We start from the raw sequence: 26285 nt of genomic DNA on the forward strand, positions 1-26285 counted from the left end.
TAAAAACAAAGCCACTCCTAACAAGGGAGTGGTTTCGTTGGTTTCGTTGTGTAGAACAACTTTTTTTTATCCAAACGTTTGTGTCATTGCATTAGCCAGACTCTACTGTTTTATTGTTGATCCGGCAGACTTAATGCATTTGCTGAAGTTTGTGCTTGATCTAAAAATTCCTCTGCTTGGGTCAATTTCTGCCGGGCATTCTCCAAAGCTTTCGGATTTGTTGCCGCATTAGATTCATTCATCGAGCTTATCGCCTGATTTAAAGCCGTTTGTGCCTCAGAAACCGCGTTAGACGCATGCTTCTCCAGCATATTGCCGTTCGAGTTAAGTGTACGTTCTGCTGGTTTTCTTGCATTTTCAGTGGCTAAATCAATTTTGTTTTCATTAGGCACAGTGAGTCCTCCTCCCTTGGGCAAGATCATGATTTACACAGAAGTAATTATGGGGTTGAGATTTTGTTATTATTCCTGCGAATGAATGGGAATATCCGGATCCCATTTCCAGAAATCCATTTTAGTATAAGATCCGATGCGTTAGAAAATCTAACGTTTGATGAAAAAAAGGAGCTGATCATTCTGAATGAATAATCCAACACTAGCGCCGCACGAATCGATGAAACTGCATGATGCATTAAACTTACAAAGAAGGGACGAGATATGGATCTCGCCCCCGTTGTTTCCTTGTGTCCATTAAATTTCGATTAATAATCTCAAACCACCGTATCGATATTCCAGAATAGTTAGTCCGTAACAGGTAATTTGATATCGACAGTGGTTCCTTGATTAACGGCGCTTCGAATGCTCAAGTTCCCTTTGTGGTCATGAATAATTTTATAGCACATCATCAAACCAAGCCCTGTCCCCTGTTCCTTTGTCGTATAAAAGGGTTCCCCTAACCGATGAATGCTGTCAGTAGGTATCCCAATACCTTCATCCTTAATACGGATAATGAGCTCATTCAATTGCTCAAAGGCGACGATATGAATTTTGCCGCCATTGGGAGTTGCCTCGATTGCATTTTTTAATACATTGACGAACACTTGTTTAATATCCACTTCCGAACAACAAATTGGAGGAAGATCTCCATGTATCTCTATGTAAACTTGAACCCCATTCATTGTAGCTTGGGCTTCTAATAAATTTATTACACTATACAAAAGAGCACCTATATCGTTCCTTTTTAAAACCTTCGGCTGCGGTTTTGAGAATATCAATAGCTCATTGATAATACTATTCATCCGGTCGACCTCAGATAACATAATCTCACAGTGCTCAACTCTTCTCTTATCAGATTCCTTCATAAGCTGAAGAAAGCCCTTTAGTGATGTTAAAGGATTGCGGATTTCGTGTGCTAGCCCTGCGGCCAATTGTCCAACAACATTTAATTTATCTGCTTTCCGGAAAAATTCTTCAGATTTTATTCGTTCTGAGATGTCCCGGGTAATGCCTGTCAATGCAATAATTTCGCCGTAACCATTTTTAATTGGAGAAAGGGTTATAGAAACATGTACTAACTCTCCGGCTTTATTCTGCCGAACCGTCTCAAAAGTCTTTGCCAGCATATCACCTTGGATTTCTTGGGTAATGGATTTAAATTCATCTTCCATTTCCAGCGGGACAATGGGCAACTGCCTGCCAACCAACTCATTTTCAGACCAACCATATAACATTTCAAATGAATGGTTTACACGTACCACGTTACCTCCCGTATCTATGATACAAATACCATCTGCCGAGTCATCAATTATAGATTCCAGCAATTTCTTAGTTCTTTCCAGCTCTTGTTCCGCCTTTTTCCGTTCCGTAATATCCACGCATGAGGCAATAACCTCAATGACCTTACCATTTCGTCGAATTGGTCTCAGAGATGCCAAATAAAAGATGCCTTTCGATTCCCCTTCATACGTGACTCCTTCATTTCCTTCCCAAGCTTTAACATAGTGCCATTCCTTGGCTGCCGCTTTCCCAGCGGGGAGAAAGTCCTTAAGTTCTTTCCCAACGACGTCTCTTTCATCCAAACCCATTTTGGACATTAATTGTCCAGCGCAATAAGTATGAACAAACCGCCCATCTTTATTAATAAATTTGAAGGTCATGCCTTGCTGCTCTCGTAATATTTCCTCAATATCTTGGAAGTACTTTTCTAGATCCTTGTCCGATGGTTTCCTAAGCATTGGTCTCAACACCTCTTCAGAAGGGCTCGAATAGGAACACATTCGACAAGCATTTTAGGAAGTCCTTCACAAGTCATTCCTGTCTTAATCCAAATAAATTAGCCCTCGCTTGGTAGTCACCTTCGTATCGTAATTTTTCCGCTATACTTCCGTTCCATTAATTGATCCGCTACCCGTTTGATATCTGTTCATGGCGCTTCCACCTCAATTCTGGGAACCAGTGTTCCTTCCGCGATCTGCTCTGTAAGATACCGTACGGAATAGCATAACTTGGAAGTCGTATAGGCTCTTCCTACGAAGGTAGAAATCGGCTCACCTGCCGGCTGATTCGGGTTGGCTAACTCCCCTTCCCTTTTTGCTCAAGAAACTGAACGAAAACTTCATGAATGGAAGTTTTGTTCTTACTGGCAGTATCCATGATTATGCTGGCTCCTCGACTAATTTGCCTCATCATATCACAGATTGTTTCCAGAGAAATAAAGATATGCTCGTTTATTGAGACTGGGGTTGACAGGATAAAGAGCGAAACGTACAATTAATTTGTTTCATTTGAAACAATAATTATATATAATTTTAATAACATCTTTTTTTATATATACCAAAAAAGATTCAAGTGAAACAATAATTAATGAAGGAGGTTCATGCCTGCCTATGGAAATCGTGAATCCCAGGACATTGACGGATAAAGTTACATCTGTATTTCCCATGTCGTGGTAACTACTGCCTCTAAACTGGCCTTCATCTCAGGTCAGGTTGCTGTAGATGAAACAGGCGCATTGATCGGTTCAGGGGACTATTACGCGCAAGCAATTCAAGTGTTCACCAATCTTAAGTATGCATTGGAAGCAGCGCGAGCGGATCCATTGTACATTGCAAAAATGAACATTTTTGTGGTAAACCACCACCCGGAATTGATTTCGATTATTTTTGACGCCGGATTTCATGTGTTTCGCTCTGACTGGCCGAAGTCAGCAAGTACCTATATAGGTGTTCAAGCGCTAGCCGATCCTGAATGGCTTATCGAAATAGACGCTATCGTGATCTTCCCATAATGTTTAAGAAAAGAGGTTATTTATATGAAATATGAAGTCATCCTAATCGGTGGCGGACCTGTCGGCATGATGTTAGCTGGAGAATTGGCATTAGCCGGTGTAAAGGTCTGTGTCATTGAGCGATTAAAAGAGACAACCCCATATTCACGTGCGCTTACCGTACATCCACGAACCCTTGAAATATTAGATATGCGTGGAGTGAAATCAAAATTAATCAGTAAAGGCCGCTTACTTTCGAGAGGACATTTTGCCGGATTAGAAACTCCTTTGGATTTCTCTGTGTTGGATTCTTCTTCCAATCACACTCTCTTTTTACCGCAGAGTGAGACGGAGAAGGTGCTGGAGGAATGGGCTCTTAGCCTTGGCGCAGAGGTCTGGAGAGGGTATGAGGCTCTAACTGTGCATCAGGATGAGGATGGGGTTGACGTTAAGATCGCCGGACCTAATGGAGAAACAACGTTAAGATCGGCTTATGTGGTAGGTACAGACGGAGCCAGAAGTTTGGTTCGCAAACATGCAAATATATCCTTTGTAGGTACAGACGCGTCCTTCACGGCTATTCTGGGGGATGCTGTTCTATCTGATTTGGCTCCTATGAGTGTCATATCCCGAATTACAGAAAAAGGTTTGGTCAGCATCATGCCGATCAATGATCGTATCTATCGGGTCTTAATTATCGACGTGAATAGACGAAACATCTCTAAGGATGAGACCGTAACATTGGAAGAGTTTCGTTCATCGCTCATCCGTACGACCGGAAGCGACCTGGGATTGAACGAAGTGAAATGGATGTCCCGTTTTGGAAATGCTACGCGGCAGGCGGGACGCTATCGGAATGGTCGATTGTTTTTGGCGGGAGATTCGGCGCACATTCATTTTCCCGCTGGTGGACAGGGAATGAACGTTGGCTTACAAGAAGCGATGAACTTAGGCTGGAAGCTAGCAGGAGCAATCAAAGGCTGGGCTCCGGACTGGCTATTGGACAGTTATCATACCGAACGTTTTCCATGGAATACGGCCTTGCTCCGGAATACCGAGGTCCAAACCTTGCTTCTGGACGTGACTCCACCCATCACGGAACTGCGAAGCATGTTGGCTAATCTGATTCAAATACCCGAGGCTAATTATCAAATCGCTGCTCAGATTTCCGCAATTGATGTACATTATGCTCCCGACGCCGAAGCCCCTTCCCATCCTTTTAACGGGAAACGGTTCAAAGATCTCAGCTTAAAACTGAAAGACGGGCAATTGATTAACACCTATCAGCTCCAACACAAAGGTACTTTTCTTCTGTTGCATTTCCATTCTAATGAACAGAATAGCGGACAATGGGAAACGTATAGCAATCTTCAAGTATTACATGCATCTTTGGCTGAGGCAGACGCGGATTGGAACGACGTCCACACGGCACTTATTCGTCCGGATGGACATATTGCCTGGGTGATTTCTCTATCTGATCCGAATCCAATGCAAAAAATAAATGAAGGTATCACTCGCTGGTGCGGAGACATTACGGATTAGCCATACAAGCATCATTAATCTGCCGATTGAGACTCTGCCCCCCACTTCTTTAGGATAAAGCCACTCAGAACGTTACACAGGAGAAACCAAAGATATGACCGTTCCGTATCATTCGTGGCTGTGCTTATAACCGTACAGGTTGTTGTCTTTTTCGGCAAAATATATATGTTCTTGTCGTCGGGTTCTGACCAGAACATATATCGTTAAAACAAAAAAAGCCGCTTTTATGCGGCTTTTAATCGTGTATGTTCTTGTCGTTTTACAACGCTTCGCCTGATTTACTTTAATTAAATACCTTTTTAACAAAGTCAATAAGCTTGGACTTTAAGGCATCACCGTGCTCTCCCTTGTGGTACATATCTGTTCCGTGATAGCCACTCTCATCCGCAATCAGCTCTTTATCCGCTGCTCCGGATGCTTGATATAATTTGCGCACTTCTTTTTCAATTGAGCCTCCATAATCGCCAGGTGAAAAAACAAACATGGATGGTGCTTTAATCTTCTCGACGCTTGGAATGGCATCATGGGGCCCACATTGTGCAGGAGAAGAAAGAATAATCAGCCCCTCAATAGGCAGCGCTTGACGAACGCCTGCAATAATTGCTGTACTACCGCCACATGATGCTCCTGCCAAAAACACTCTTTTTGCACCCAATCGTTTGAGTTCGCTTAAGGCAGCATCTGCATCACGATCTATATTCTGGTTATCCTCCGGAGTATTCTGTGAGGCACCATGATTACGATTCAGGAATAACAACCAGATATCCACTGTCAGCCAGCTCTGTTCCCAAGTCAAGAAAAGAACAAATGCTATAGCCTTGCTCGTGTGCAAGCAGGACTCCCTTATCTCCGCTGCCAAGCACAAGTGCCGACAGATATACCCCATCACTGGTTGTTAATGTAGTTGCTTTATTGCGTAGCTCATCAGGAACACAACTATTCACAAGATGCCCGTTAGAAGATTTCACCGAACGATCCGGCCAGGCAGGATCATAATTAATCGGTTTGTTTTTGGGTATGTTCTTCACTTCGGCAACGGGTGTTTCATTTACAGCATTTTCTATAGGCTTCGTATTTTGAGGTTGATCAGATAGAGATTGATTTTCAGTTGGAGATATAGGCTTTTTGGTGGTGCATCCTGTAATCGTTACTAACAAAATGAGCAATACAAATACCATTTTTGTTCCTTTAAAAAATACGTTCATAGATTTTCTACACCTCTAACTATTACTTGTTGAAGGAAACTGCTGGATGCTGCGCGGTATTAGGACTCAAATAAAGCTTTGAACGTAGTAACTAAAAATAGGCGTACCATCTAAGTGATTACGCAGTTTATCTATTAATCCCAAACTCGTATTCTTGGAACCTGTGCAGTTCTTAAATAATCGAGCAATTGTCCGATATGAACTGATTCGTGGTAAGCGATTCTTAGTAACATGTCGCCTAAACTTCTCACGTAACCTACATCAGAACGATCAATATTAATGTTGGTGAGATCTTCTTCAGAAAATGACTTAACAGTCTCTAAGAAGTGATTTCTATATGGTTCTGCAAAATTTAATTCAGCATGTACAGTGGAAAATGGTTGTTTTTCGAAAGGAGAATCGAATACTTCTAGACTTCCACGATTTTGAATAGCTAGATGGTAATAATGTTCACTTTCTAGTACATGCCTAATCATCTCTAAACAAGTCATTGCTTCGTCATCGGGTTTCCAATGTAGTTTTTCTTGAGGAATCGAAGTCCAAACCTTAATACTTCTTCTTCGTGTTTCATTGAAATTTAAAAGAATTAAATCAATTGATCTCATATTTAATCTCCTTTTATTGGTGTGTGTTAAATATACACAAAATGTATGCTCGATTAAAGGGAGCGATGTGCAGCCGACCAAAAAGCCAGCAACCTCCAGATGTTTTCAGTGAGCTAGCGGTTCCCGTTAGCTTAGTGCGGATTTCAGAACCATTTCATCTCGACTAATATCTTCTCATTGCTTTCCGGCCTGGTTATCAAAACGGAAAATACCCGGAAAACACCCATACTCTTGCTCTCCTCAAAAATTTTGAATGAATTACGTGAATTGTTTCCCGTTAGCTTAACGAAACATAGAGCAGCTGCAACTTGAAAACTGCTCTATCTAATCAAGAAAATGTGTTTAAACAACCATACCTAAGTTAATTTCCTTACTGCAAACCATAGCTCAACGAAATTAAGTCCGTCTTTAACTCCTGTAACTTCAAATTCCATCCCATCGACCTGCTCGTATCCAGCAGTAGGAAGCCATTCGGAGAAGAATCGTTTATATAATGTCTCAATGGTTTCATCAAATTTGTCCCATGTGAACGGATCAGAGGGGAAAATCGCCCATGTTTGAGCTGGTATTGTTATAATTGTGTACCCATCCGTTATACTTGAATCCCCTTTAAATGCGGACAGCATATACGGAAAACTACCTTCTTCCGTTTTTTTGTAGCTACAAACAGCATGTACTTTATGATAGTTCTGATTTAAAAAAGCTGGTAGATCACCTGCATTGTCCGTAAGCCTTTCAACCTCGCCGTTAGCATGGCTTTGCTTCCATAATTCTGCTGGGGTATCTACTCCGTTTAATTGAAACACTTTTTCGATTCCGAATACTTGAAAGGGTTCTTTTGTCTCGATACGATAGTTCATAGCCTTTTCTCCTTTAATTGAAATAAGGAAGGAAAGACGAGGATAGGCTTTGAGGTCAGTCCCTTCTTCTCGAGCCATTGCTGGATTAACACCATGCAACATTGAAAAGCTCTTGCGAATGAAACTGGAGATTCATAACCATACTTTATCGCAATGTCAACAACTCTCATATCACTATTCTGTAATTCAATTGCAGCAAGAGTGAGCCGTCTTCTCCTTATGTACTCCGCAAGAGACACATCTGTAATAAATGAGAACATTCTCTGGAACTGATAGGAAGAACAACAAGCACATTGAGCAACTTCCTTCAATTCGATCTTGCCGGTTAGATTCAATTCAATGTAATCCATCGCTCGATTCATCCTCGTGAGCCAATCCATCTGATCCCTCCTCTTATCAAAAGTATAGGTATGCTACGTTCTCATATCGCAACTATTTGTGCACAATTTAGTTTCCTTAGAGAATTCATGTCGTTTCTAATAATTAATTATATAGCGCAAAGATCAACTGATTAAATTAAGTTTTTTCGGAACGTTGAGATCGTGCTTTATAACTATCCTGCTCGTTAGTTCAACAAAAACAGCAGCCGTTTAGTAGCCGGCTGCTGCAGTGTTGTTTTAGATTGTTGTTTCCCCATTTGTTCAGTTGGCTCGACGATTTATATTTGACTTCTTTCCCCATTTTACTAGCACATACTGCGCTAAATCAAACAACAGATTTCTCAAGAATCTCCTTATGAATATCTCCATAAGTTTTGCTTGATGGAGTGGGGGTAGCCTGAATAACTGTTATCATGTTTTGCTTAGGCAGAATATTTATCTCTTGGCCGCCGAATCCCCTGCATGCATAACCATTTTCCAGTATCCACCACAAATATCCGTATGAGCTGTTGTTGTCGTTTGGCTTTAGCATTTCCTTAATATAATGTTCAGAAACAATCCGTTGGCCTTCTACAATGCCGTTGTTTAGAACTAGAAATCCTATCTTCGCAAGATCTCTGGCAGATAAATTAGAATGTTCCTCTCCTTTCATCACGGTATACGATACACCACAAGGGCTTTCAGCCCATCTTCCACTCGATATTCCTAGAGGCTTATATAAAAGCTCCTCACACAGTTCATACGACGTATTTCCGAAAGCATGTCCAATAACAGCAGATAACAATAGCACATCCCATTCTTTATACACGAAGCTGCTTCCAGGATTGTCCTTCATCGCAACATCTGCGACATGTGCGATCCAATCCCTCGTCCGCTTCATTTGCTCGACCATTGGGCAATGATAATGAACTCCGCCGTTCCAGAAAATCCCTGATGACATAGTGAGAAGATGCCGAATCGTTATGGCCTTATGATAAGGATGGACACCCATTTGAAACGCGGGCAAGTAATCGCCGATTGGCTCGTCCAGGCTTCGAATCATGCCTTTATCGAGACAAATCCCCGTCAGTAAAGAAAGAATGCTTTTCCATATCGATTTAATCTGATTTCTTGTATTTTCATTATACTTGTTGTAATATCTTTCAAATACGATTTTCCCGTTTTTCACAACAAGGACGCTGTTGACAAGCCGATATCGCTTTTGTTTAACAAAATCATCAAGGTCGCCTAACATCTCCGCATTCATGCCTTCCGCCTGGGGCGTGGAATATTGCCACTCTAAATTCATCTCAAATACCTGCCGATAATCGATTTTTCGTTTCTTTTCAACTGCTCTGGGGATCCGAGCGCAATAATAAACCCACCATCACTGCCGCCTCCTGGACCCAACTCTATAATATAATCGCAATTGCTTAACACAGCGGGGTCATGCTCAGTCACAATGACCGAATTCCCATTCTCTGTTAATTCCAGCATCAGCTTGATTAGTTTTTCACTATCTGAAAAAGATAAGCCGGTTGTAGGCTCATCGAGAATATACAATCGATCCTTCCCCGATTGCTTGCCAAGCTCTTTAGCAAGTTTAATCCTTTGAGACTCCCCGCCGGAAATGGTCGGTGTTTGCTGCCCCAGCTTAATATATCCCAGTCCCACTCGTTCAAGAGTGAAAAGTAAATGGCAGATATTTTTATCATATGCGGCACTTTCCTCATTTCCGAAAAAAACTATCGCTTCCGATACGCTCATTTCGAGGATTTGCCGTATATTTTTGCCTTCAATCGTTATTTCCATGGCTTCTTCTATAAAGCCTGTTCCTCCGCAAGCATCACAATTTTGTTCGATATAGTTTCCAAAGCCCACATGATATTTAATCACTTGATCACCTTTGCATTGACGGCATCCACCTTCGGAGTTCAGTGAAAATAATCCTGCTCCATATCCTCTCTCTATCGAATCAGACGTGCTTGCAAACATTTTTCGGATCCGATCGTATATCCCCGTGTAAGTAGCCGGACAAGAGGTTCTGCTTCTTCCTATAGGTTTTTGATCAATGACCAAGCATTTCTTGATATGTTCAATTCCACTTACCCTTACATCGGATAAAAATACCGTTTCTTCGTCTTCATCTGTAATTGTAAGAAACTCTTTTAGTTTAGGGACCAAAGTGCCTGAGATAAAACTCGATTTTCCACTGCCCGATATCCCCGCGATCCCTACCATTACCCCGAGAGGGATTTGTACAGTTAAGTGGCGAAGATTATGTAGGCATGCATTTTCAATCGTCAGCATTTTTTCCGGGTTTACCTTAGAATATGTCTGCTTTACTTGCAGCTTTTTTTGATCGGCTAGATATGGCGAGGTTCTCGATAATTCACAGGTCATAAAATCGTCGAAGCTGCCTTGAAAGATACGATGACCTCCAAAAATTCCAGCATCAGGTCCTAGATCAATGATATAATCTGCAGCACGCATAAAATTTTCATCGTGCTCAACAGCTATTACCGTATTCCCCCGATTAACCAGATTTTGAATAATTTGAATGAGCTTTGCTTTCTCAATTTCATGCAAACCAATGGTCGGCTCATCGAATATAAAGATGATGGAATCCATCTGAGCAATGATAGAGGAAGCGAGGAACAAGCGTTGTATTTCGCCACCCGACAAGGTTGGGACAGGGCGCGACAATGAAAGATGGTGAAGGCCCACATCAATCATACAATCCAACTTAAGATGAATCTCATTGATAAGCGTCATACCGAATAATTCAGAGTTGTCCTTTGTTAAAAAATCATTCAATTCTCTAATATACATATTCTCCAGATCTGTTATGGTTTTTCCGGCTATTGTTGTATGCATTGCTTGTTCACCCAAGCCGGCTCCTCCACATTTGCTGCACGGTTCCTTCTTTCCGTACGCTTCAGATAAAATGCCGTTTTGCCTACCGCTAATTTCACCATATTTAAATCCATTCAACAGCCAAGGAATGACACCCTGAAAACTTGTCTTTCCATGGTCTCCATCTTTTAAAGCTAACAGTTGTTCATTGCTCAAAGTATGAAGCGGTTGCGTTACAGTCAGTCCATGGTATGAACAAAATTCGTCCAACCTCTTTCTGGCTCCTCCCCGATATAGCAACCGTTCGACTAATAGGTCTTTTAACTGTGTTCTTCCATCTGAGAATATCTTATCTTCATCAATCGAATAGACGTTTCCATTACCTAAGCACTTTACGCACATTCCTTTTGGTGAGTTCCTCAGGAACATGTCCATGCTTAGGGAAAGCCCATCGTCGTAAATGGGATCTCTCTTGCCATATGTAGCAAATAAAACGGCGAGCATATTGCCAATCTTTGTCCGCGTTCCAACCGTGCTACGTGGATTGGATTGGCGAATAATTCTTTGTTCCACTGCGACGGTAGGGGCTAGACCTGTGATTTGATCAAAGGTCGGTGCGGCGTCCACCATAAACTGCGTACCCGAAAACATGAGGTATCGGCGCTTGCCCTCCTCATATAATGTGTCGAATGCAAGACTGGATTTCCCGCTGCCGGATACTCCGGTTATCACGGTCAATTTACCTCGTGGAATTCTAAGATCGATATTTTTCAAATTATGAACCCGTGCACCCTTTATTTCGATAAATTTGTTCATAGTAGGCTGCCTTTCATAATATTTCATCTTAAACCCATCCATGGGAGGCAGGCTTCTTTCATGATTCGTACCGACTCCGTTTCCAGAGATTTCGCGTGATGAGGAATGGGAATCATCCCTTATTCTTAGATGTCAAATAACCCCTTCGAATTGCTTTCAAGGACGATTTCGATAAGTTGTTTAGTTATTGTGTAAACAGGTGTTGAGTCAAAATTACTTAGCAGAATAATTGTTATATCATCGGGAATGATTCGACTGTACTCAGCACTAAAGCCATTTATTCCGCCGGAATGGTGAACTCTTAACCTACTTAGCAGGAGATTCGTATAATCATCTTCTGTTATAAACCAACCATATCCGTAGTTATTCAAATTTGGGTTAAATAATAATCTCGTCAATTCTTCACTGAATATATATTTTTTTTCAGATATAGCTCGATCCCATAAAAAAAGGTCCTCTATTGTAGAATATAAGTTACCGGCTCCATATGCTGTAGACATATCTATAAATTCGGTGTTACAAACTTCCCCCCACATACTATAACCAGATGCTCTATCCTTGAGTATGGTTCTGAAATTGTCACACCCAGTAGAATACATTGAAAGCGGCTCCAATAGGTAAATTCTTAAATAGTCCTCATAGCTCAGTCCTGAAATCTTCTCAAGTATGTATGCCAATAACATATAACCAGCATTGCTGTACGAAAATTGTTCTCCTGGTTCAGATAATAGGGGCAATTCTTTAATGCGCTCCACTAACTTTTCTGCTGTATTATAAAGCCTCATAGAATGAAAATAGTTTAAGTTTGAAATCCCTGAGGTATGTGTTAGAAGGTGGTGGACTGAGATTGACTGTCCATTTGGATAATTGAAAAGATACTTATTTATTCCTTCATGAACATTTAGATTATTCAATTCAAAAAGATGTAATATCGCAACAGCGGTAAACTGTTTCGTCATTGATCCAATTCTAAATTTCGTTTTCGCATAGTTAGGTACGTTATGTTCCAGCTTAGAGAACCCATACCCTTTAGATAACAATACTTCTCCTTTTTGGGCCACAAGAACAGTCCCATTAAAATATCCAGAGAAATATGATTCCCAAGTTAAGTGTGATTTCATATATTGATCTATCTTTTGAGCGATTGAAGCGATCTATATCATCTCTTTTCATTTGATTTCTGTTAACGTGATATTAAAGAACTTCATGAATACTCCACCTCAAAATGTATTCAAGAAACGATTGAATTATCCTGCCCGTTAGATTAATCCCTTCATACTTCATTCCGATTTTCTCCATAACTTTAAAGGTGCAGGATTTCCCGTCATCACTACAGCAAATCCGCGATTTGACTCATTTTTTTGTCAAATTGAGAACCTAAACCTTAGGCATCTCGTTTACGGAAAAGTACAATAGCTACTGTAATAAAGATCAGTGTCCACAACATTGAAATCCCTGTTCCTTGCATTGGCGTAAGGACATTTATTTCATTAGGTGAAGGCGGCATATACATATAAGATCCTGCCGTATCCGGAAAGTATTTCCTAATAGTAGGAAAATCCCTCGTCAATGGACTGACAACGAAATAATAACCAAGCAGCACCACTAAAGCAGGAGTGGTTCTTCTAAATAAAGCACCTATAGCTGCACTAAGAAGTGTGGTACATGTTAGATAACCTGTTGCACCTAATAGTGTTTTTATCATCGTGTCTATTTCGATCACTACTGCTGTGTCTTTCATCATCGTAAAAGTATATAGTACACCTGAAGCAGCAATAATAAATGCCGCAGGAATGATTATAATTGCCAATGCAAAATGCTTCGTGGATAATTGAATCCCCCGCCAAGGTATCGTAGTTAAAGTAGTTCGAATCTGTCCACCATTGTACTCCGAACAAGTAGCTAAGATACCTAGAATAATGAACCCTGCTTGAAGATATCTCATAGAAGCAAGTCCTATACTCAGTATACTTTGCGTTCCTGCGGTCCCTTGCAAACCAACCGAAGTAAAAGATGCAGCTAACAGTAAATTAAGAATGAATGTACCTGTAAGAGTGATCCATATTGAAGGTAGTGTAACTAATTTATCCAGTTCAGCGCCAAGGATTCGTGTTATCTTTTTACTCGAAGGGAAACTCATGATGAAACGTCCCTTCTATGGAATACGATAGCTGCAGCAATGAAAAGAACGACGACCCAGGCAAACATGACTAAACCGCCTGTGAACGGGGTGAGAAATCTATTGCTCAGAAACATAAACATTTCAAAGCCAGCCCGATCCGGTAAGTATAACGCCAACATTGTAACCTTAGAAAGCAGGAAACTAAATGATACAAAGGATGTATTTATGATGAGCACAGCAAGCGGGATCATGCCATGCTTTGTTAGAACAGTAATCCCAAATGCTAAAAGAGCAGTGAATGCCCAGTAACAAACTGCACCGAGTAGTTTAGGCCATTCAAATGCAGGGGTGTACTCGCCAAGAACAAGATGCGTAGCAGACACCGTTGTCATAATAGCCACAACACTAAGCAATATGCTGATCACTGTCACAGCGCCTGCTTTTGCCAGCAAAAAATGAATCCTTGATGAAACAACCGTTAAACTTGTTGTAATCTGCTGTCCTCCGCCGGATTCACTGCTCTCTGCCAAATACTCGCTGCTGACGGCAAGCACACCGAGAATAATGACGCCTTGCACACCAAGACCTAATCCAATGTACCCAACTTCCGATAGCCGTGTGCTAAGTCCAGCTATAATCTCTTCTTTTTGTGCTATGCTGTCCAAGGCGGCAATGACTGCTGGGGCAAATGCTCCGATCAGAAAGGCAAGCCAAATTCCCGGTAGGGAGAACAATTTAGATAGTTCCGCATTGAACGCTCTCATACAACATCACCTGCAAGTCCAGATGTCAGGGCAAAAAAGGCTTCCTCTAGCGTGGAATGGTTACCTATGACTTCTTCTAATGATCCATCTGCAACGATTTTTCCGTGATGAATAATCACCACATCATCAACAGTCTCTGCAAGCTCTCCCATGAGATGACTGGATAGCAACACCGTATTACCAGACGCAGCACGTTCACGTAAAAATGTCCGAATCCAGCGAATTCCTTCCGGGTCGAGGCCGTTTACGGGCTCATCTAAAACCAATATTTTGGGATCGCCAAGCAGTGCAGCTGCCATCCCAAGTCTTCTCCCCATACCGAGGGAATACTTCGCGACTCTTTTACCGGCTGCATTCGTAAGACCTACTATATCCAGCACTTCCTCGACACGTGAGCGAGACAATCCTGCGGCATGTGCCATCCAACGCAAATGCTCCCGTCCTGTTCGCATACGATGAGCTCCAGATCCATCAAGTGCGGCACCTACTGTTGTTAGAGGATTATGTAATTCTGCGAATGGCTTCCCATCAATTAGTGCATTTCCTGAGGTGGCTCGATCTAACCCAAGCAATATTCGAAGAGTAGAACTTTTACCTGCCCCGTTTGGACCTAAAAAACCAGTTACTCTACCTGGTCTGGCCTTAAAACTGATACCTGATAAGATCTCTTGAGTTCCGCGACGTTTCACCAAGTTATGAATTGTAATCAACCATAACACTTCCTTTCTGTTATGGTTCCAATTATAAAGAAGCAAGGTTACATCTCGGTTATCATGCTGTTTACTTCTGGGTTAACTCTAGGTTAAGCTCTACCAATAGCTACTCTTGTACCATTTTCATTGGATGTAAATTCAGCTTTTAGCTTCATTCTTTTCAACATATAATTTGAAGTCGATAAACCAATCCCTGCTCCGCCCTCATAGGATGAGTTATCCATACCTGGACCTCTGTCTGCAACCATAATCAGTTCTTTTTCTACATCAACCACAATGTTTGTATATTTCCCCTCTGCTGCATGGCGAATAATATTCTGAAATAAATTATCCAGAACTCGTGTCATCCATTTAGGATCTGCTTCCCAATAAAAAGTCTCCTCTGTCGGTAAATCAACATCGAGCTGAATTTCTTTTTCTTCAAATAGAGGATACCACGCCGCAACAGATGCTCTTACTAAACGTCCAATATCTGTTGCAATGGATTGATAAGGATGTTTCCCTGATGTAAGCAGTGTGTAGGAAAGTAAATCATCCATTAGATCTCCGACTCTACTAATCGTATGGTTTATCTCTGCTAATGAGTTCTGTCCTTCTAAACTTATAGATTCTTTATTTAATCTGGTGACGTGTCCTCTCAAAATAGTAAGTGGCGTTCGTAAATCGTGAGATAAATTCGCAATGAGTCGTTTTCGTAATAACTCCTCTTCATACTCTCGCTTGCGACTGTCTTCAAGCTGCTGAATCATCCAATTAAAAGAACTTCCTAACTGGTCAATCTCATCCATACGATCCGCTTGAACTGATATGGGTTTAGGAAATGAGTTATTTTTAGCTGAAGATGACATGACTTCCTGTAAGCGGGCGAGACGTTTTTGAAGTTTCAAGAAAAACAGCCAAGATAATATAACAAATGCGACCATAATAAAACCAAACAATAGCACGGAAACGTAAAACAGATTTAACGTATTTACATTTTTTTCATGTGTATTTGAAACCCCAAAAAACGCACTGATGAAAATAAGCATTATCGGAGGAAGAAAGATAAATAGAAAATGTACTTTTAGAAAACGACGAAATAATGATCTAGTATGCTTCATAATTTCACCCGATAGCCTATTCCCTTCAACGTTTCAATAATCTCAGGGGAATCTGGATGACGTTCCAGCTTTTGACGCAGTCGATGAATATGTACCATTAATGTTTTATCACCAGTTATATATACTTCTTCCCAGATAGCTTCATAAATTTGTTCTTTTGGTATAACTTGATTAGGGTGCCGTAAGAAGTACATTAAGATTTGATGTTGTTTCCCTGTCAATATAATTTCTTCACCTGTGCGTTTGTCAAATACCATTTGGCCTTCTGAATCTACTTCAATCTGATTTCCTAATAAAATGCGTTCGGAATGTAAACCACCACTTCGACGGATTAATACTTCCAATCTTGCAACTAATTCATCCGTATGGAATGGTTTCGTTAAATAGTCATCAGCAAATTGTAAGCCATCTACCTTATCATCGATCGATGTTCGAGCGGATAACAGCAAAATAGGAACAGCAGGAGCTGCCTTTTTTAATCGTTTTCCCACAGTAAAACCATCTAAACCAGGTAACATGATATCCAATATAACGACCTCATGCTGATTTACTTCTTTCTCGGCTCCTTCACCAGAAAGCAGCCACTGAACTGAAAATCCTCGTTTTTCCAATTCTTCTTTTAGCAGGCTGCCTATCTTCTCATTATCTTCAATATATAATACGGTTCTTTTCAAGTAACATCCCCCTCTCTAAATTGAGTTCATCACTAGCCAGATTAACACAATATAAATAATCGTTTCCAGTTAAGACAATTTTATCGTTCGCTTACTCTTGTCGTCTTACTTTAATGCTGCTGGTTCATTTTTGGGATTATCCTCGCCCTCAAAAATGTTTTTTTACTTCTGCTTGGCAAATACATCAGGATCATGCGATACCTCAACCTAGAGTAGCATCAGGTTGCCGTTCAGCAAAAAGGCGAGTTCCTTTATCAGGAGAATGGTTTCTGTTACAGGAAGTAACCATTCGGTAATCACCTCTGTCAATGGCGGAAGAAGAGACTACAAAGTATTAAACTAGAAGGTAAAACTTTGCGCGATCAAAATGAAGCCGCCGGTCAGCAACCGGCAGCTTCTTACTTGTAAGTTATTCAACTATGGTATCCCGTTAGCTTAGTCGTTCATTCATTTGTTTAAGGTGATGAAAATCGTGGTCAATGAATATCTTCAAGTATTTATCAACTGTAAATTGACGTTTTCCAGAACCAATTGTGAACTTAGCATTACTGTCGATTCCAGATATCGCTTTAATTAATATTCTTCGATTCAGGACAAACTCATCTATTAAAGAACCTGTTGTTGTAAAAACACTTATGTATTCGATGGCTTCTCTATTATGTAAGTCATGATTAGGGAAAGCATTCAGGTTTGCACCCTCATTCATATATGGGACATGATTCCGTAAAATAAACCTATCCCAATAATATAGATGTCCTATGATTTCCTTGACTGACCACTTACCTTCACTTATTGGCTCAAGAAGGCGTTGTTCATCGAATTCTTTATACTTTAGTATTTCTTCTGCTGTTTGATCATAACTTAAAGCTGCTTTATTACTCATTTATTAACCTCCATTTCTGATATGGGATAAGTTAATTTAATCCAATAACAACGCATATGTAAAGAACGTTAGTTCTGACTTTTGTGCCTTGGATTACATGGGGTTTTGACAACAACATATTTCAAATCACAAAAAAACCACGGCTAAGCGACTAAAGGCATGTATGTTCTTGTCGACGGGCGTCCCGTTCTTCGGAGAGTTCATTCGAAGGCAGCAGCCAAGCTTGAGGAGAAAAGGAAAAAACCAGCTTCCTCACAGAAGCTGGTTGGCTGCTATTTATACTCCATCGTCACGGTACCGGCATATTGGGGCACGTTCTCCTTGGACAAGTTCAGCGTCTGAACGTGGGTCGTCTTCGCCCCTACAGCCTGGAGAAACTTATCCTCCTTAGCGAAGAACAATCGTCCGAGTAGGCCGAGCGCCTTCGTGCTGTAGTGCATCGGAATCGCCACGGTCGCCTGCAATTGCCGCATCACCTGTGCCGCCTCCTCCCCGTCCAGCGTCATCCTTCCGCCCACGGGAACGAGGAGGACATCCACCGGGCCGATGGCTTTCGCTTGCTCCTCCGTTAACAGATGGCCCAGATCCCCGCAGTGACAGATCGTCAACCCGTCCATCCGGAAGCGGAACACGATGTTCGGGCCTCTTTTCTGACCGTTCACCTTGTCGTGGAACGTGCGGAAGCCGCTAATATCCACGTCTCCTACGCTGTACTCCTTCGGCTCGTTCACGACCAAGTAATCGCCTGAGGCGGCTTGAATCTTATTGTGATCTCCGTGATCGTGAGTCACGACGACGATGTCCGATTCGATCGGGACCGGCATGCGGTAGCCGAGGAACTTGTAGTAGGGATCGATAAGAATCCTGGTTCCGGCGTCCGAGGTGAACTGGAATGACGAATGGCCATACCACTTGATCTGCATGATTTGATGCGCTCCTTTCGTTTATCGGGTCGCGACTCCGGCCCCTTGTTCCCCAGCAACAGAAAGTAAATACATATCACTTTGGGGCGTTTTTAGCTTTGGCTGTGCATGCAATTTGTACCTTAAGCTTTGTTTCCGAGCTTTGTCTCTTGCTTTGTTCCTTGCTTTGTTTCTGAGCTTTGTTTCTGAGCTTTGTTTCTGAGCGTTATTCTAGCAATTTCTCCCTCTGCAGCTTACCGTACACTTTGAAGTAAACCCAAATGGCATTCATTAAGAGCAATGCGCCAGTGACAAGGAAAACATATCGGACGCCGAGATGCCCTGCGATTTGACCGCCAAGCACCGAACCGCCAAAGACGCCGAGATAGGCAGCCGACATATTCAATCCGAACACGCGGCCTGTCAGATTGGACGGGGTGATCTTCTTCAGTAAGACGTTGACCGAAGGATTTAGCCCGCCTGCCGCCAATCCTAGCAGGAAGCGAAGCGCCATCAGTTCCCAAGGATTATGGACGAACGCCTGCGGGATGAACAATATACCTGCCACGATCAGAGTGAAGAGCATGATCTGATGTGCCCCGATCTTATCTGACAGCTTCCCCAACCGAGGAGCAGCAATGATATTAGCCAATCCCGAAGCCGAGAAAATCGCTCCTGAGATCAATGCGACGTGGCCCAGATGATGTGCGATTTGATCGACAAAGACCGTAAGCACCGGTTGGACCGAATATGTGGCGATCGACATTACGAAGTACGTAATGAACAAGGTGATCGTTAAGCTTGGCTGCGGAACTTGAGCCCAGACTTCCTTGAAGCTCGGCACCTTTTTTTCCGTACGGACGAACGTCTCTTTCACGAAGAATAAGGTCGTCAGGAAGGCGATGAACATGAAGCCACCCGTGATGTAAAAAATGTTCTGCATCCCGAAATGCTCTTCGATTAAGCCGCCGATCAACGGTCCAAGCAGGGAGCCCGCGATGTTGGCCGTTGATAGCGTGCCCAGAGCCCAACCCGAATGTTCCTTGCTCGTCTGGGTCGCGATCAGCGTCGTGCAGGCCGTGCCATAGCCCGTAATAACGCCTTGCAGCAACCTTAAACCGATCAGCCAGTAGACATTCGGCGCAAAGCCCATGCAGCCGATGACGATCGCCATGCCAAGGCTGGCTCTGAGCAACATAGGCTTGCGACCGTATTTGTCAGCCGCGCGTCCCCAGATTGGCGAGAATATGGCGGAGATAATATAAGTCACACCGAATGCGACGCCGGACAATTGGGAGATCCAGGATGCGTTCTCAACGCCTAGCTGCTTAATGAAGAGAGGCAAGACAGGCGCGATCTGGCTCATGCCAACACCCGTCATGAACATGCCGAACCAGCAGACCCATAAATTTCTTTTCCAAATCTCCATTACAAATACGCCTTCTTTACACCAAAGTATCGACCCACGCGTCTACCGTCACAACATCCGCCCGTTTGGTGAATACTTTCTCGAGCAGAACGCGGTGCACTTCTGGATCGGGATCGAAGCAAGCATCGGATAGAACGGTAAGCTGATAATCTTTGTCCGCTGCTTCCGTCAACGTCGACAGTACAACGCCGCTCGTGGAGATGCCGCTCAGAATAAGCTTGTTGATGCCCTTAGCGCGAAGAATCATCTCCAGATCGCTGCCGGTGAAGGCACTGATGCGCTTCTTGGTAACGATCGGCTCTCCTGGCTGAGGAGCCAGCTCCGGATGAATTTGCGTCGTCTCGTCGTTCAGCGTCATGCCGCCGTATTGAGCCGCTCTCGCGAACATTTGGTTCATCGGGCTGATCTCCGGATAGCCTTCGCGGAAGGCGACCCGCACGAAGACGACCGGAATGTTGTGATTGCGTGCGGCTTCCAGCGCCATCTTATACGGGAACAGCGTTTTCTTGTCGCCGAGGTGCCCGGCAATGGCGTTCTGCAAGTCCATAACTAACAAAGCACAATTGATTTGTGTCATTCGTTGAACACTCCTAGTCCATATGATATGATTAAGCGGAGAACCCTCCACTTCATATTAAGCGGAGATGTCTCCACTTGTCAACCGTGATTGAAATCGAAATTCAAGGACGTGATGTGCAGATGAAAGAAACCGATACATCCCCAGCCCGTTCCGAACGCCGCGACGCGGCGGCGAATCGTCAGCGCATCTTGGATGCGGCGCTTCAGCTGTTTGAACAACATGGTGTAGAAGCCGTCAGCATGAACCAGATCGCATCGGAAGCGCAGGTCGGGCCTGGAACGCTCTATCGGCGATACAAGAACAAAAGTGAATTGTGCCTGGATTTGATCCGCGACAGCGCCGACCTTCTATTCGAAGAATACGAGTCCTACTTGGAGCAACACCACAAGGAGCCGGCGCAAGAGCAGTTGAAATATTTTATCCGATTGTTCATCCGGTTTCGCGAGAAGAAATCGCAGCTCTTGATTGGCGTCGAAGACTCCTCGCAGACAAACCGACCCAAGTCGCGGACAAGCAGCCCCATCTACATTGAGCTGAACAAAATTTTTGTGTCGTTATTCGATAAGATTGCGGCTTCCGAGACATTAAGTGCAGACAGTGACAGTGTTTTTAAAGCCGATATGCTCCAGATGGTGCTGAGCCGTGACTTCTATTCTATCCAAAGAGATGTCCGCGGCCTTTCGCCAGAGTCGATATTTGAACAGATCTGCTTTATTTTCCACTTGTGATAAAGACTCTTGAGAACCCTCCGAATAGCTCTCCCTAATAAACAACCCCTAGCGCTCGAACAGTTACGTTCAAGTCTAGGGGCAGTTTATCTAAAAGCTCGTATCCATTCCTTATTTATTTTCCTCAAAATATCAACCTGATTCGAGCGAAGACATTAACATCGATACGTCGATCAGCTCGCTGTTGCGGAGTTCATCGCCCAAGCAGCAGCGGAAGCTCTTTCGGTGCCTAATCGATAACATTGCTACAAGTGTGTATGCTCTTGGTATCTTACCTATACCGATTTTCACCCCAGAGTTCTAGTAATTTTCCCCGCGATAATACCGTTCAAGCTTTCGTTCCAAATGGACGAGCTGGTTTTTTTTCGCTTCAATGTCATCCAGCAGCTTTTGCTTCTGGTCTTGAATCAGTTGAATTCGTTCCGGAAGGGTCGAGGTACCCTCTTTGACCTTGTCGTAATACATTTTGATATCTTCCACACTCATTCCGGTTTCACGCAGACATTTGATAAACACCAGCCAATTCAACTCGTTCTCCGTATATAAACGGTTATTCTGCTCGCTGCGTGCAGCCGGTTCCAGCAATCCTTTTCTCTCGTAAAAACGGATCGCACCGATGTTGATTCCGACTGATTTCGCTACTTCTCCGATTGTAAGCATATAACCCCTCACTTATTAAAAATTTATGTTGACCTACACTAAGTGTAGCATAGTAACTTATAAATCAGGTAGCATAACCATTATACAGAAAGAGGGATTTGAGATGAAAAAAACCGCCTTCGTAACCGGAGCAAATAAAGGAATCGGATTTGAAATCGTTAAGCAGCTGAGTGAAGCCGGCTGGAAAGTCATTCTAGGCGCCCGCAGCACCGAACGCGGCGAAGCAGCCGTATCTGGGTTGACTTCCAAAGGACTGGACGTAGAATTTGTACAAGTAGACATGGAATCCTTAGAGTCTATTGAACAAGCTGCCAATACGATCAAACAAAACTATCCTGACTTGAGACTGCTGATTAACAACGCTGGCATGCCTGGTGCATTCTCCCGCTCGTTTATGGATACTAAAGAGGAGAATTTGCGAAACGCCTTTGAAGTTAACTTTTTCGGCACCTTCCGTTTGAACCAGCGTCTGTTCCCGTTGATCAAGAACAACGAAGGAACCATCATCAACGTCTCAACCGACATGGCCTCCTTGGATCATATGCAAAATGCGGAATCCACTCTAAACGCTTTTGATTATAATTCCTCCAAAACGGCAAACAATGCCATGACATTATCGATGGCTTATGAAGTTAGAAACAGCGGCGCTCAAGTCTTTGCGGTAACGCCAGGGTTCACAACCACCGATCTCAACGGCAATGCCGCAGGCGGTAAATCCAAGGAAGCCGCTGCTGCCATTATCGTGGGTTATGCCATAGATGGCAAACGTCATAACGGCGAGTTTCTGGATGAGAAAGGCATTTACGCTTGGTAATCAACTTCTAAGCCTTGCGTTTAGCAGGCTCCTGGTCTAACACATGTAGTTCAAAGAAGGGAGATCCTAGAGGGATTTCCCTTCTTCGTATTATTTAGGATGCCGTTCTCCTCGTTATAAATTTTACTGGTTTCATTATCACATCCGGTTGACCTCCGGAAAGTGGCTATCCTCTCCTTTCATTAAGATTCCCCCTTGATTTTTCAGATACATATCGAAAAAATCCAGCATATAGGCATTGATAACGGTGTTCGCTCTTTCCGGCGCCATTTCCCCTGTAATGCCCAGTATCTTAAAAATCGGAGAAATGAACTGTATGTCAGTAAAATTCAAATGCTCCGTATTATCGATATAGAGAACTTGTCCCCCCTCCTCGACCGTTTCGCGCATCCGTTCAAGCTCCACCTTTTTATCCGCCGCTACTTGATCTTCCCACTCTCTTGTTGACCCCATACGGTTAAGCTCTTCATCCGAGTAGACCCGGTTATTCATCACCCTTGTTAATTGTTCGAAATAGCTTTCCGAGTTGATGAATAAAAATGGCTTTCGCAGCCCCTCTTTGTCACGCAGACGATAAAGCCCTCCATCAAGGTCTATTCCCACCGCAATGCGCGGATCGTAAGCAGCATCATAGGCGGTCGCTCCGCCAATGGAGTGACCGAACACTCCGACATGACCGAGATCAATCCTCCCATGTAGTTGACTTGGAATCTGCCCCGATTGGATGAGCTCGAATTGGTCCAGCACAAAAGCCACATCGTCGGTTAACACTTTTCCCAACTTGTCGCGATTCTCTCTTTCCGTCGCGTAATCATGGTCGGGCGAGAATAAATTGTCGGTTGTGCTGGTCGTGATTCGACCGTCCGGAAACTCGGTTGCAAATGTATTATAGGAGTGGTCGATCACGGCTACGATATATCCGTGACTCGCGAGATTTTCGGCTTGCGACGTGTGGAGGAACCTGGAAGAGCCGTTGCCGGGATTCGCAAGGATCAGCGGGTATGATGTCTGTGCCGAAGAGATTTCAGCCTCCGAATAAGCGTGATTAGATACATACTTCAGATGTTGAAATGTAAATCCGGGAAGGCCATAGTTCGCAGCCATGTAACGTAAAATCGGGGTATCGGGAATAAAGGGAGCGTATTTGCCAGTACCTGCTTGAGCCGGATACCATACCTGGACCATCAACTCTCTCTTACGATCTCTAGCTTCGTCGAAAATCTCTTCTCTATTTGTATCCACGAGATGAAAAGTCTGCGTTCCTACCTTAAAATTGCCTGTCGGCTCGGGTAGGTTAAACACTGGAAAAGCATACATGAGACCCGCTGTGACGACCAGCATGATCGCTATAGCGGTATAAACAGAACCCAATATGAATCGAGGGATTTTTCTGGGACCTTTTTTATTAAAATAGCGATAACCTGAAATGGCTAAAAATATGATCGTAATACCATATGAGAATAGGAGCTGAACTCTGTATCCTTCCACCGTCCAATGAATGACCAGTACAAGTGTGGCGATCCCGCTTACAACGAATACTGGAACTCTACGCCGTCCTTTTTTCAATAGGACTGTTAAGGCAAACATGCCGATATTCGACAACAAAAGCAACAGTTCAAACAGCCTCATCTCGATTCCTCCTTTTAGAAAATCTCGGTTTTCGTTTGCTCCAATGTTATCCTTGCCAGGCTGGTCTAAGCTATCGACTTTCCTTACATCTCCCTTGCAATTTAGTAAGACGCTTCTACGCAATCATCCATACAAAACAAAAAAGCCCCGATGATGAGTCGGGGTCAGTGTAAAAGCCCTGAATGTAAAGAAGTACTTGTTTCTCCTGCTTATTGCTTCGACTGCTCGCCCGGACTTTCACATGGAACGCAACCCCGAACTTGTCTTTCACGATTAGCGGGCTCCAATCCATCTTCTAAGCGGCATCTCCACTTGTCCGCCGTCCTCGAGCGTTGCTAAAATCTCTTTTGCTCTGGACTCGTCGTCAGGATGAACGGCGTCCTTACTTTATGTTCATCTAACGTTCCTCGTTCGCTTCATCTCCTATCATCTAAACTATAGTAGCGCGGTAACCGGTTTTCTTACCTTTTTTAACTGCCTCAATATAGCCGTCAAAATAATATGGAATCTCATCTTCTTTACCGTTCTGGATTCTGCCTTTAACTTTATCAAATGCAAATATAGAAATTGAATAATCAGGCTCACCGGTAACCAAAACAGGTTGGTCTCTATCCTGTACCCAATAGTACTGGCCTCCATAATTCCTTCTTGCCACTTCAAAGATGTAACTTCCAGCCATAGATGAAACAGAATTCAATGCGTCGTTATCTAATTTGTAATCACATAACTCTTCGAGAATATCGTCTAGTTTTCGTAGACTTTGAATGCTAAAATCAAAATGACCCCGATCCGAAAAATTTTCCGCAAAGCTCTCCGCTGTTGAAATGATGTCTTGTTCTAATCGATTTTTCATAAACTCTATTATCTTTCCTCCTTGTTCACTCTGCTTCAAAAGTATGGGCAGAAAAAGTGGATTTAAGTGAAGATTTTATGCTGCAATATGCTAATACCGCTTATGTAGGGATAATAGAATGGTGGAGTAGAAACGAAATGCCGTATCCCCCGCAAATTATGGCCAAACAAGTTGGAACCTTATTGGAGAGAAGTCTATAGAACATTACTGGTCATTTGTCATTCCGGTAGTTGAATAGCTATTTTAAAAGCCAGCTGACAGCCTCTAATACATTTTCAGCTACATAATCTGGAGCAGCTTCAAGCCACTCCCCAAAAAATTGATTATCACGATATCTGGCAAAATCCTTCTCTCCAGATCCTGTTTTTACTAGCACCTTGATACACCCCGCTCTTTGAGCAGCAATCATATCGGTCCACCTATCACCAATAACAGCACAATTCTTCAACTCCAAAGCGTGATCTACTGCTGCCTGTATTAGCAAAGCTGGAGAGGGTTTGCGGCAGGTGCAGCCCTCCTCATGTTGGTGTGGGCATATATATATATGATCAAAGCCAAAGGATGTTAGTTCATTCTGAAAATCATCAATCGTTGCTTCTCCGCGCGATATACCTGGTTGATTTGTAAAGGCATAAATTGGTAGCCCAGCATTCCCAAGGTTTTCGAACGATTGTTTCGTGAAAGGAAATAATTTGAAGGCACCAGGGTAAATAACCTCTTCAGAGCCACCAATCGTCCCATCCCTGTCGATAAATACAGCCTGAATTTTATTCGAAGTTGACAAGTAATCACCACCAAATTGTTTTATAAAAGTTATATGCTGCCTCTCATTAATACTATCCTATGAAGTAATTTAAAGCAGGTGGTCATTCTGACCGGCTACTATCTTATCATGATAGAACTACTTGCGAAACCCGAGAACGGAGGGTCCAAATGGACGTCGAATTGCTTCCGTAAACCATAATGTTCTTGTTGTCGGGTTTGACA

The 26285-nt window shown here is 42.9% G+C and carries 27 protein-coding genes and 1 pseudogene; 5 read left to right on the top strand and 23 right to left on the bottom strand.

Annotated elements, in window-relative coordinates; all coding sequences use genetic code 11:
* Nucleotides 1-110: 110 nt before the first annotated feature.
* Both IAE55_RS18185 and IAE55_RS18190 read right to left on the bottom strand, forming a co-directional pair.
* Nucleotides 111-392: a hypothetical protein gene (locus IAE55_RS18185; RefSeq protein ID WP_145018871.1), complete on the bottom strand. Its 282-nt coding sequence runs from the start codon at nucleotides 390-392 to the stop codon at nucleotides 111-113.
* 347 nt (nucleotides 393-739) lie between these two features.
* Entirely contained in the window at nucleotides 740-2173 is a 1434-nt protein-coding gene (locus IAE55_RS18190) for a PAS domain S-box protein (protein ID WP_186382088.1), read from the bottom strand.
* 710 nt (nucleotides 2174-2883) lie between these two features.
* On the opposite strand from IAE55_RS18190, the gene IAE55_RS18195 reads away from it, so the two are divergent.
* Together IAE55_RS18195 and IAE55_RS18200 are read left to right on the top strand one after the other, a co-directional pair.
* Nucleotides 2884-3225, top strand: a complete 342-nt coding sequence (locus IAE55_RS18195) for a RidA family protein (protein ID WP_325168658.1) — start codon at nucleotides 2884-2886, stop codon at nucleotides 3223-3225.
* 24 nt (nucleotides 3226-3249) lie between these two features.
* Complete coding sequence (locus IAE55_RS18200) at nucleotides 3250-4746, top strand: monooxygenase (protein WP_200633455.1); 1497 nt, start codon at nucleotides 3250-3252, stop codon at nucleotides 4744-4746.
* A 283-nt stretch (nucleotides 4747-5029) separates the two neighbouring features.
* On the opposite strand, the gene IAE55_RS33845 is transcribed toward IAE55_RS18200, so the two are convergent.
* From IAE55_RS33845 to IAE55_RS18275, 17 genes are all read right to left on the bottom strand, one after another.
* On the bottom strand, nucleotides 5030-5515 hold the full coding sequence (locus IAE55_RS33845; RefSeq protein WP_234489659.1) for an alpha/beta hydrolase: 486 nt from the start codon (nucleotides 5513-5515) through the stop codon (nucleotides 5030-5032).
* The gene (locus IAE55_RS33850; RefSeq protein WP_234489660.1) at nucleotides 5484-5951 is read right to left on the bottom strand and encodes a hypothetical protein; all 468 of its coding nucleotides are present in this window, start codon (nucleotides 5949-5951) and stop codon (nucleotides 5484-5486) included. The genes IAE55_RS33845 and IAE55_RS33850 overlap by 32 nt, the downstream gene beginning before the upstream one ends.
* Nucleotides 5952-6085: 134 nt before the next feature.
* Entirely contained in the window at nucleotides 6086-6556 is a 471-nt protein-coding gene (locus IAE55_RS18210; protein WP_200633456.1) for a DinB family protein, read from the bottom strand.
* Nucleotides 6557-6912: 356 nt separating this feature from the next.
* Nucleotides 6913-7416: a GyrI-like domain-containing protein gene (locus IAE55_RS33855; RefSeq protein WP_234489661.1), complete on the bottom strand. Its 504-nt coding sequence runs from the start codon at nucleotides 7414-7416 to the stop codon at nucleotides 6913-6915.
* Entirely contained in the window at nucleotides 7413-7796 is a 384-nt protein-coding gene (locus tag IAE55_RS33860) for a helix-turn-helix transcriptional regulator (RefSeq protein ID WP_234489662.1), read from the bottom strand. The genes IAE55_RS33855 and IAE55_RS33860 overlap by 4 nt, the downstream gene beginning before the upstream one ends.
* Before the next feature lie 325 nt (nucleotides 7797-8121).
* Nucleotides 8122-9084 (bottom strand): serine hydrolase domain-containing protein, encoded by a 963-nt coding sequence (locus tag IAE55_RS18220; protein ID WP_200633457.1) that lies wholly within the window; start codon nucleotides 9082-9084, stop codon nucleotides 8122-8124.
* Nucleotides 9081-11474, bottom strand: coding sequence for an excinuclease ABC subunit UvrA (locus IAE55_RS18225; RefSeq protein WP_200633458.1), 2394 nt, complete (start codon nucleotides 11472-11474; stop codon nucleotides 9081-9083). The genes IAE55_RS18220 and IAE55_RS18225 overlap by 4 nt, the downstream gene beginning before the upstream one ends.
* Before the next feature lie 98 nt (nucleotides 11475-11572).
* Complete coding sequence (locus tag IAE55_RS18230) at nucleotides 11573-12568, bottom strand: serine hydrolase domain-containing protein (protein ID WP_200633459.1); 996 nt, start codon at nucleotides 12566-12568, stop codon at nucleotides 11573-11575.
* Nucleotides 12569-12831: 263 nt separating this feature from the next.
* Nucleotides 12832-13587 (bottom strand): ABC transporter permease, encoded by a 756-nt coding sequence (locus IAE55_RS18235; protein WP_200633460.1) that lies wholly within the window; start codon nucleotides 13585-13587, stop codon nucleotides 12832-12834.
* Nucleotides 13584-14333, bottom strand: a complete 750-nt coding sequence (locus tag IAE55_RS18240; protein WP_200633461.1) for an ABC transporter permease — start codon at nucleotides 14331-14333, stop codon at nucleotides 13584-13586. Before IAE55_RS18240 ends, IAE55_RS18235 begins: the two co-directional genes overlap by 4 nt.
* Nucleotides 14330-15043, bottom strand: coding sequence for an ABC transporter ATP-binding protein (locus IAE55_RS18245; RefSeq protein ID WP_200633462.1), 714 nt, complete (start codon nucleotides 15041-15043; stop codon nucleotides 14330-14332). Before IAE55_RS18245 ends, IAE55_RS18240 begins: the two co-directional genes overlap by 4 nt.
* 92 nt (nucleotides 15044-15135) lie before the next feature.
* Complete coding sequence (locus IAE55_RS18250; protein ID WP_200633463.1) at nucleotides 15136-16146, bottom strand: sensor histidine kinase; 1011 nt, start codon at nucleotides 16144-16146, stop codon at nucleotides 15136-15138.
* Complete coding sequence (locus tag IAE55_RS18255; RefSeq protein WP_200633464.1) at nucleotides 16143-16820, bottom strand: response regulator transcription factor; 678 nt, start codon at nucleotides 16818-16820, stop codon at nucleotides 16143-16145. The genes IAE55_RS18250 and IAE55_RS18255 overlap by 4 nt, the downstream gene beginning before the upstream one ends.
* A 430-nt stretch (nucleotides 16821-17250) precedes the next feature.
* Nucleotides 17251-17703, bottom strand: a complete 453-nt coding sequence (locus tag IAE55_RS18260) for a DinB family protein (protein WP_200633465.1) — start codon at nucleotides 17701-17703, stop codon at nucleotides 17251-17253.
* Between the two features lie 272 nt (nucleotides 17704-17975).
* Nucleotides 17976-18626, bottom strand: coding sequence for an MBL fold metallo-hydrolase (locus IAE55_RS18265; protein ID WP_200633466.1), 651 nt, complete (start codon nucleotides 18624-18626; stop codon nucleotides 17976-17978).
* A gap of 205 nt (nucleotides 18627-18831) precedes the next feature.
* Nucleotides 18832-20034: a multidrug efflux MFS transporter gene (locus IAE55_RS18270; protein ID WP_200633467.1), complete on the bottom strand. Its 1203-nt coding sequence runs from the start codon at nucleotides 20032-20034 to the stop codon at nucleotides 18832-18834.
* Between the two features lie 16 nt (nucleotides 20035-20050).
* Nucleotides 20051-20611, bottom strand: a complete 561-nt coding sequence (locus IAE55_RS18275; protein WP_200633468.1) for a cysteine hydrolase family protein — start codon at nucleotides 20609-20611, stop codon at nucleotides 20051-20053.
* Between the two features lie 86 nt (nucleotides 20612-20697).
* On the opposite strand from IAE55_RS18275, the gene IAE55_RS18280 reads away from it, so the two are divergent.
* A complete protein-coding gene (locus IAE55_RS18280) occupies nucleotides 20698-21342 on the top strand; it encodes a TetR/AcrR family transcriptional regulator (protein ID WP_325168664.1) in 645 nt (214 codons plus the stop codon).
* 300 nt (nucleotides 21343-21642) lie between these two features.
* Here the strand turns inward: IAE55_RS18280 and IAE55_RS18285 are convergent, their stop codons facing one another.
* Entirely contained in the window at nucleotides 21643-22002 is a 360-nt protein-coding gene (locus IAE55_RS18285; RefSeq protein ID WP_105442783.1) for a MerR family transcriptional regulator, read from the bottom strand.
* A 103-nt stretch (nucleotides 22003-22105) separates the two neighbouring features.
* Between IAE55_RS18285 and IAE55_RS18290 the strand changes: the two genes are divergently transcribed.
* Nucleotides 22106-22816: an SDR family NAD(P)-dependent oxidoreductase gene (locus IAE55_RS18290; protein WP_145163821.1), complete on the top strand. Its 711-nt coding sequence runs from the start codon at nucleotides 22106-22108 to the stop codon at nucleotides 22814-22816.
* A 138-nt stretch (nucleotides 22817-22954) separates the two neighbouring features.
* Here the strand turns inward: IAE55_RS18290 and IAE55_RS18295 are convergent, their stop codons facing one another.
* Complete coding sequence (locus IAE55_RS18295) at nucleotides 22955-24445, bottom strand: alpha/beta hydrolase family protein (RefSeq protein ID WP_200633469.1); 1491 nt, start codon at nucleotides 24443-24445, stop codon at nucleotides 22955-22957.
* 430 nt (nucleotides 24446-24875) lie between these two features.
* The gene (locus IAE55_RS18300) at nucleotides 24876-25298 is read right to left on the bottom strand and encodes a hypothetical protein (RefSeq protein ID WP_116230307.1); all 423 of its coding nucleotides are present in this window, start codon (nucleotides 25296-25298) and stop codon (nucleotides 24876-24878) included.
* A 50-nt stretch (nucleotides 25299-25348) separates the two neighbouring features.
* Between IAE55_RS18300 and IAE55_RS18305 the strand changes: the two are divergent.
* Nucleotides 25349-25498 (top strand): annotated as a pseudogene (locus IAE55_RS18305) (TetR-like C-terminal domain-containing protein); the annotation flags it as partial.
* 38 nt (nucleotides 25499-25536) lie between these two features.
* Here IAE55_RS18305 and IAE55_RS18310 read toward each other — a convergent pair.
* The gene (locus tag IAE55_RS18310; protein WP_200633470.1) at nucleotides 25537-26082 is read right to left on the bottom strand and encodes an HAD-IIIA family hydrolase; all 546 of its coding nucleotides are present in this window, start codon (nucleotides 26080-26082) and stop codon (nucleotides 25537-25539) included.
* Nucleotides 26083-26285: the final 203 nt, after the last annotated feature.

The organism is Paenibacillus sp. S28, from assembly GCF_016624415.1.
In the GTDB taxonomy this organism is placed as follows: domain Bacteria; phylum Bacillota; class Bacilli; order Paenibacillales; family Paenibacillaceae; genus Paenibacillus_AQ; species Paenibacillus_AQ favisporus.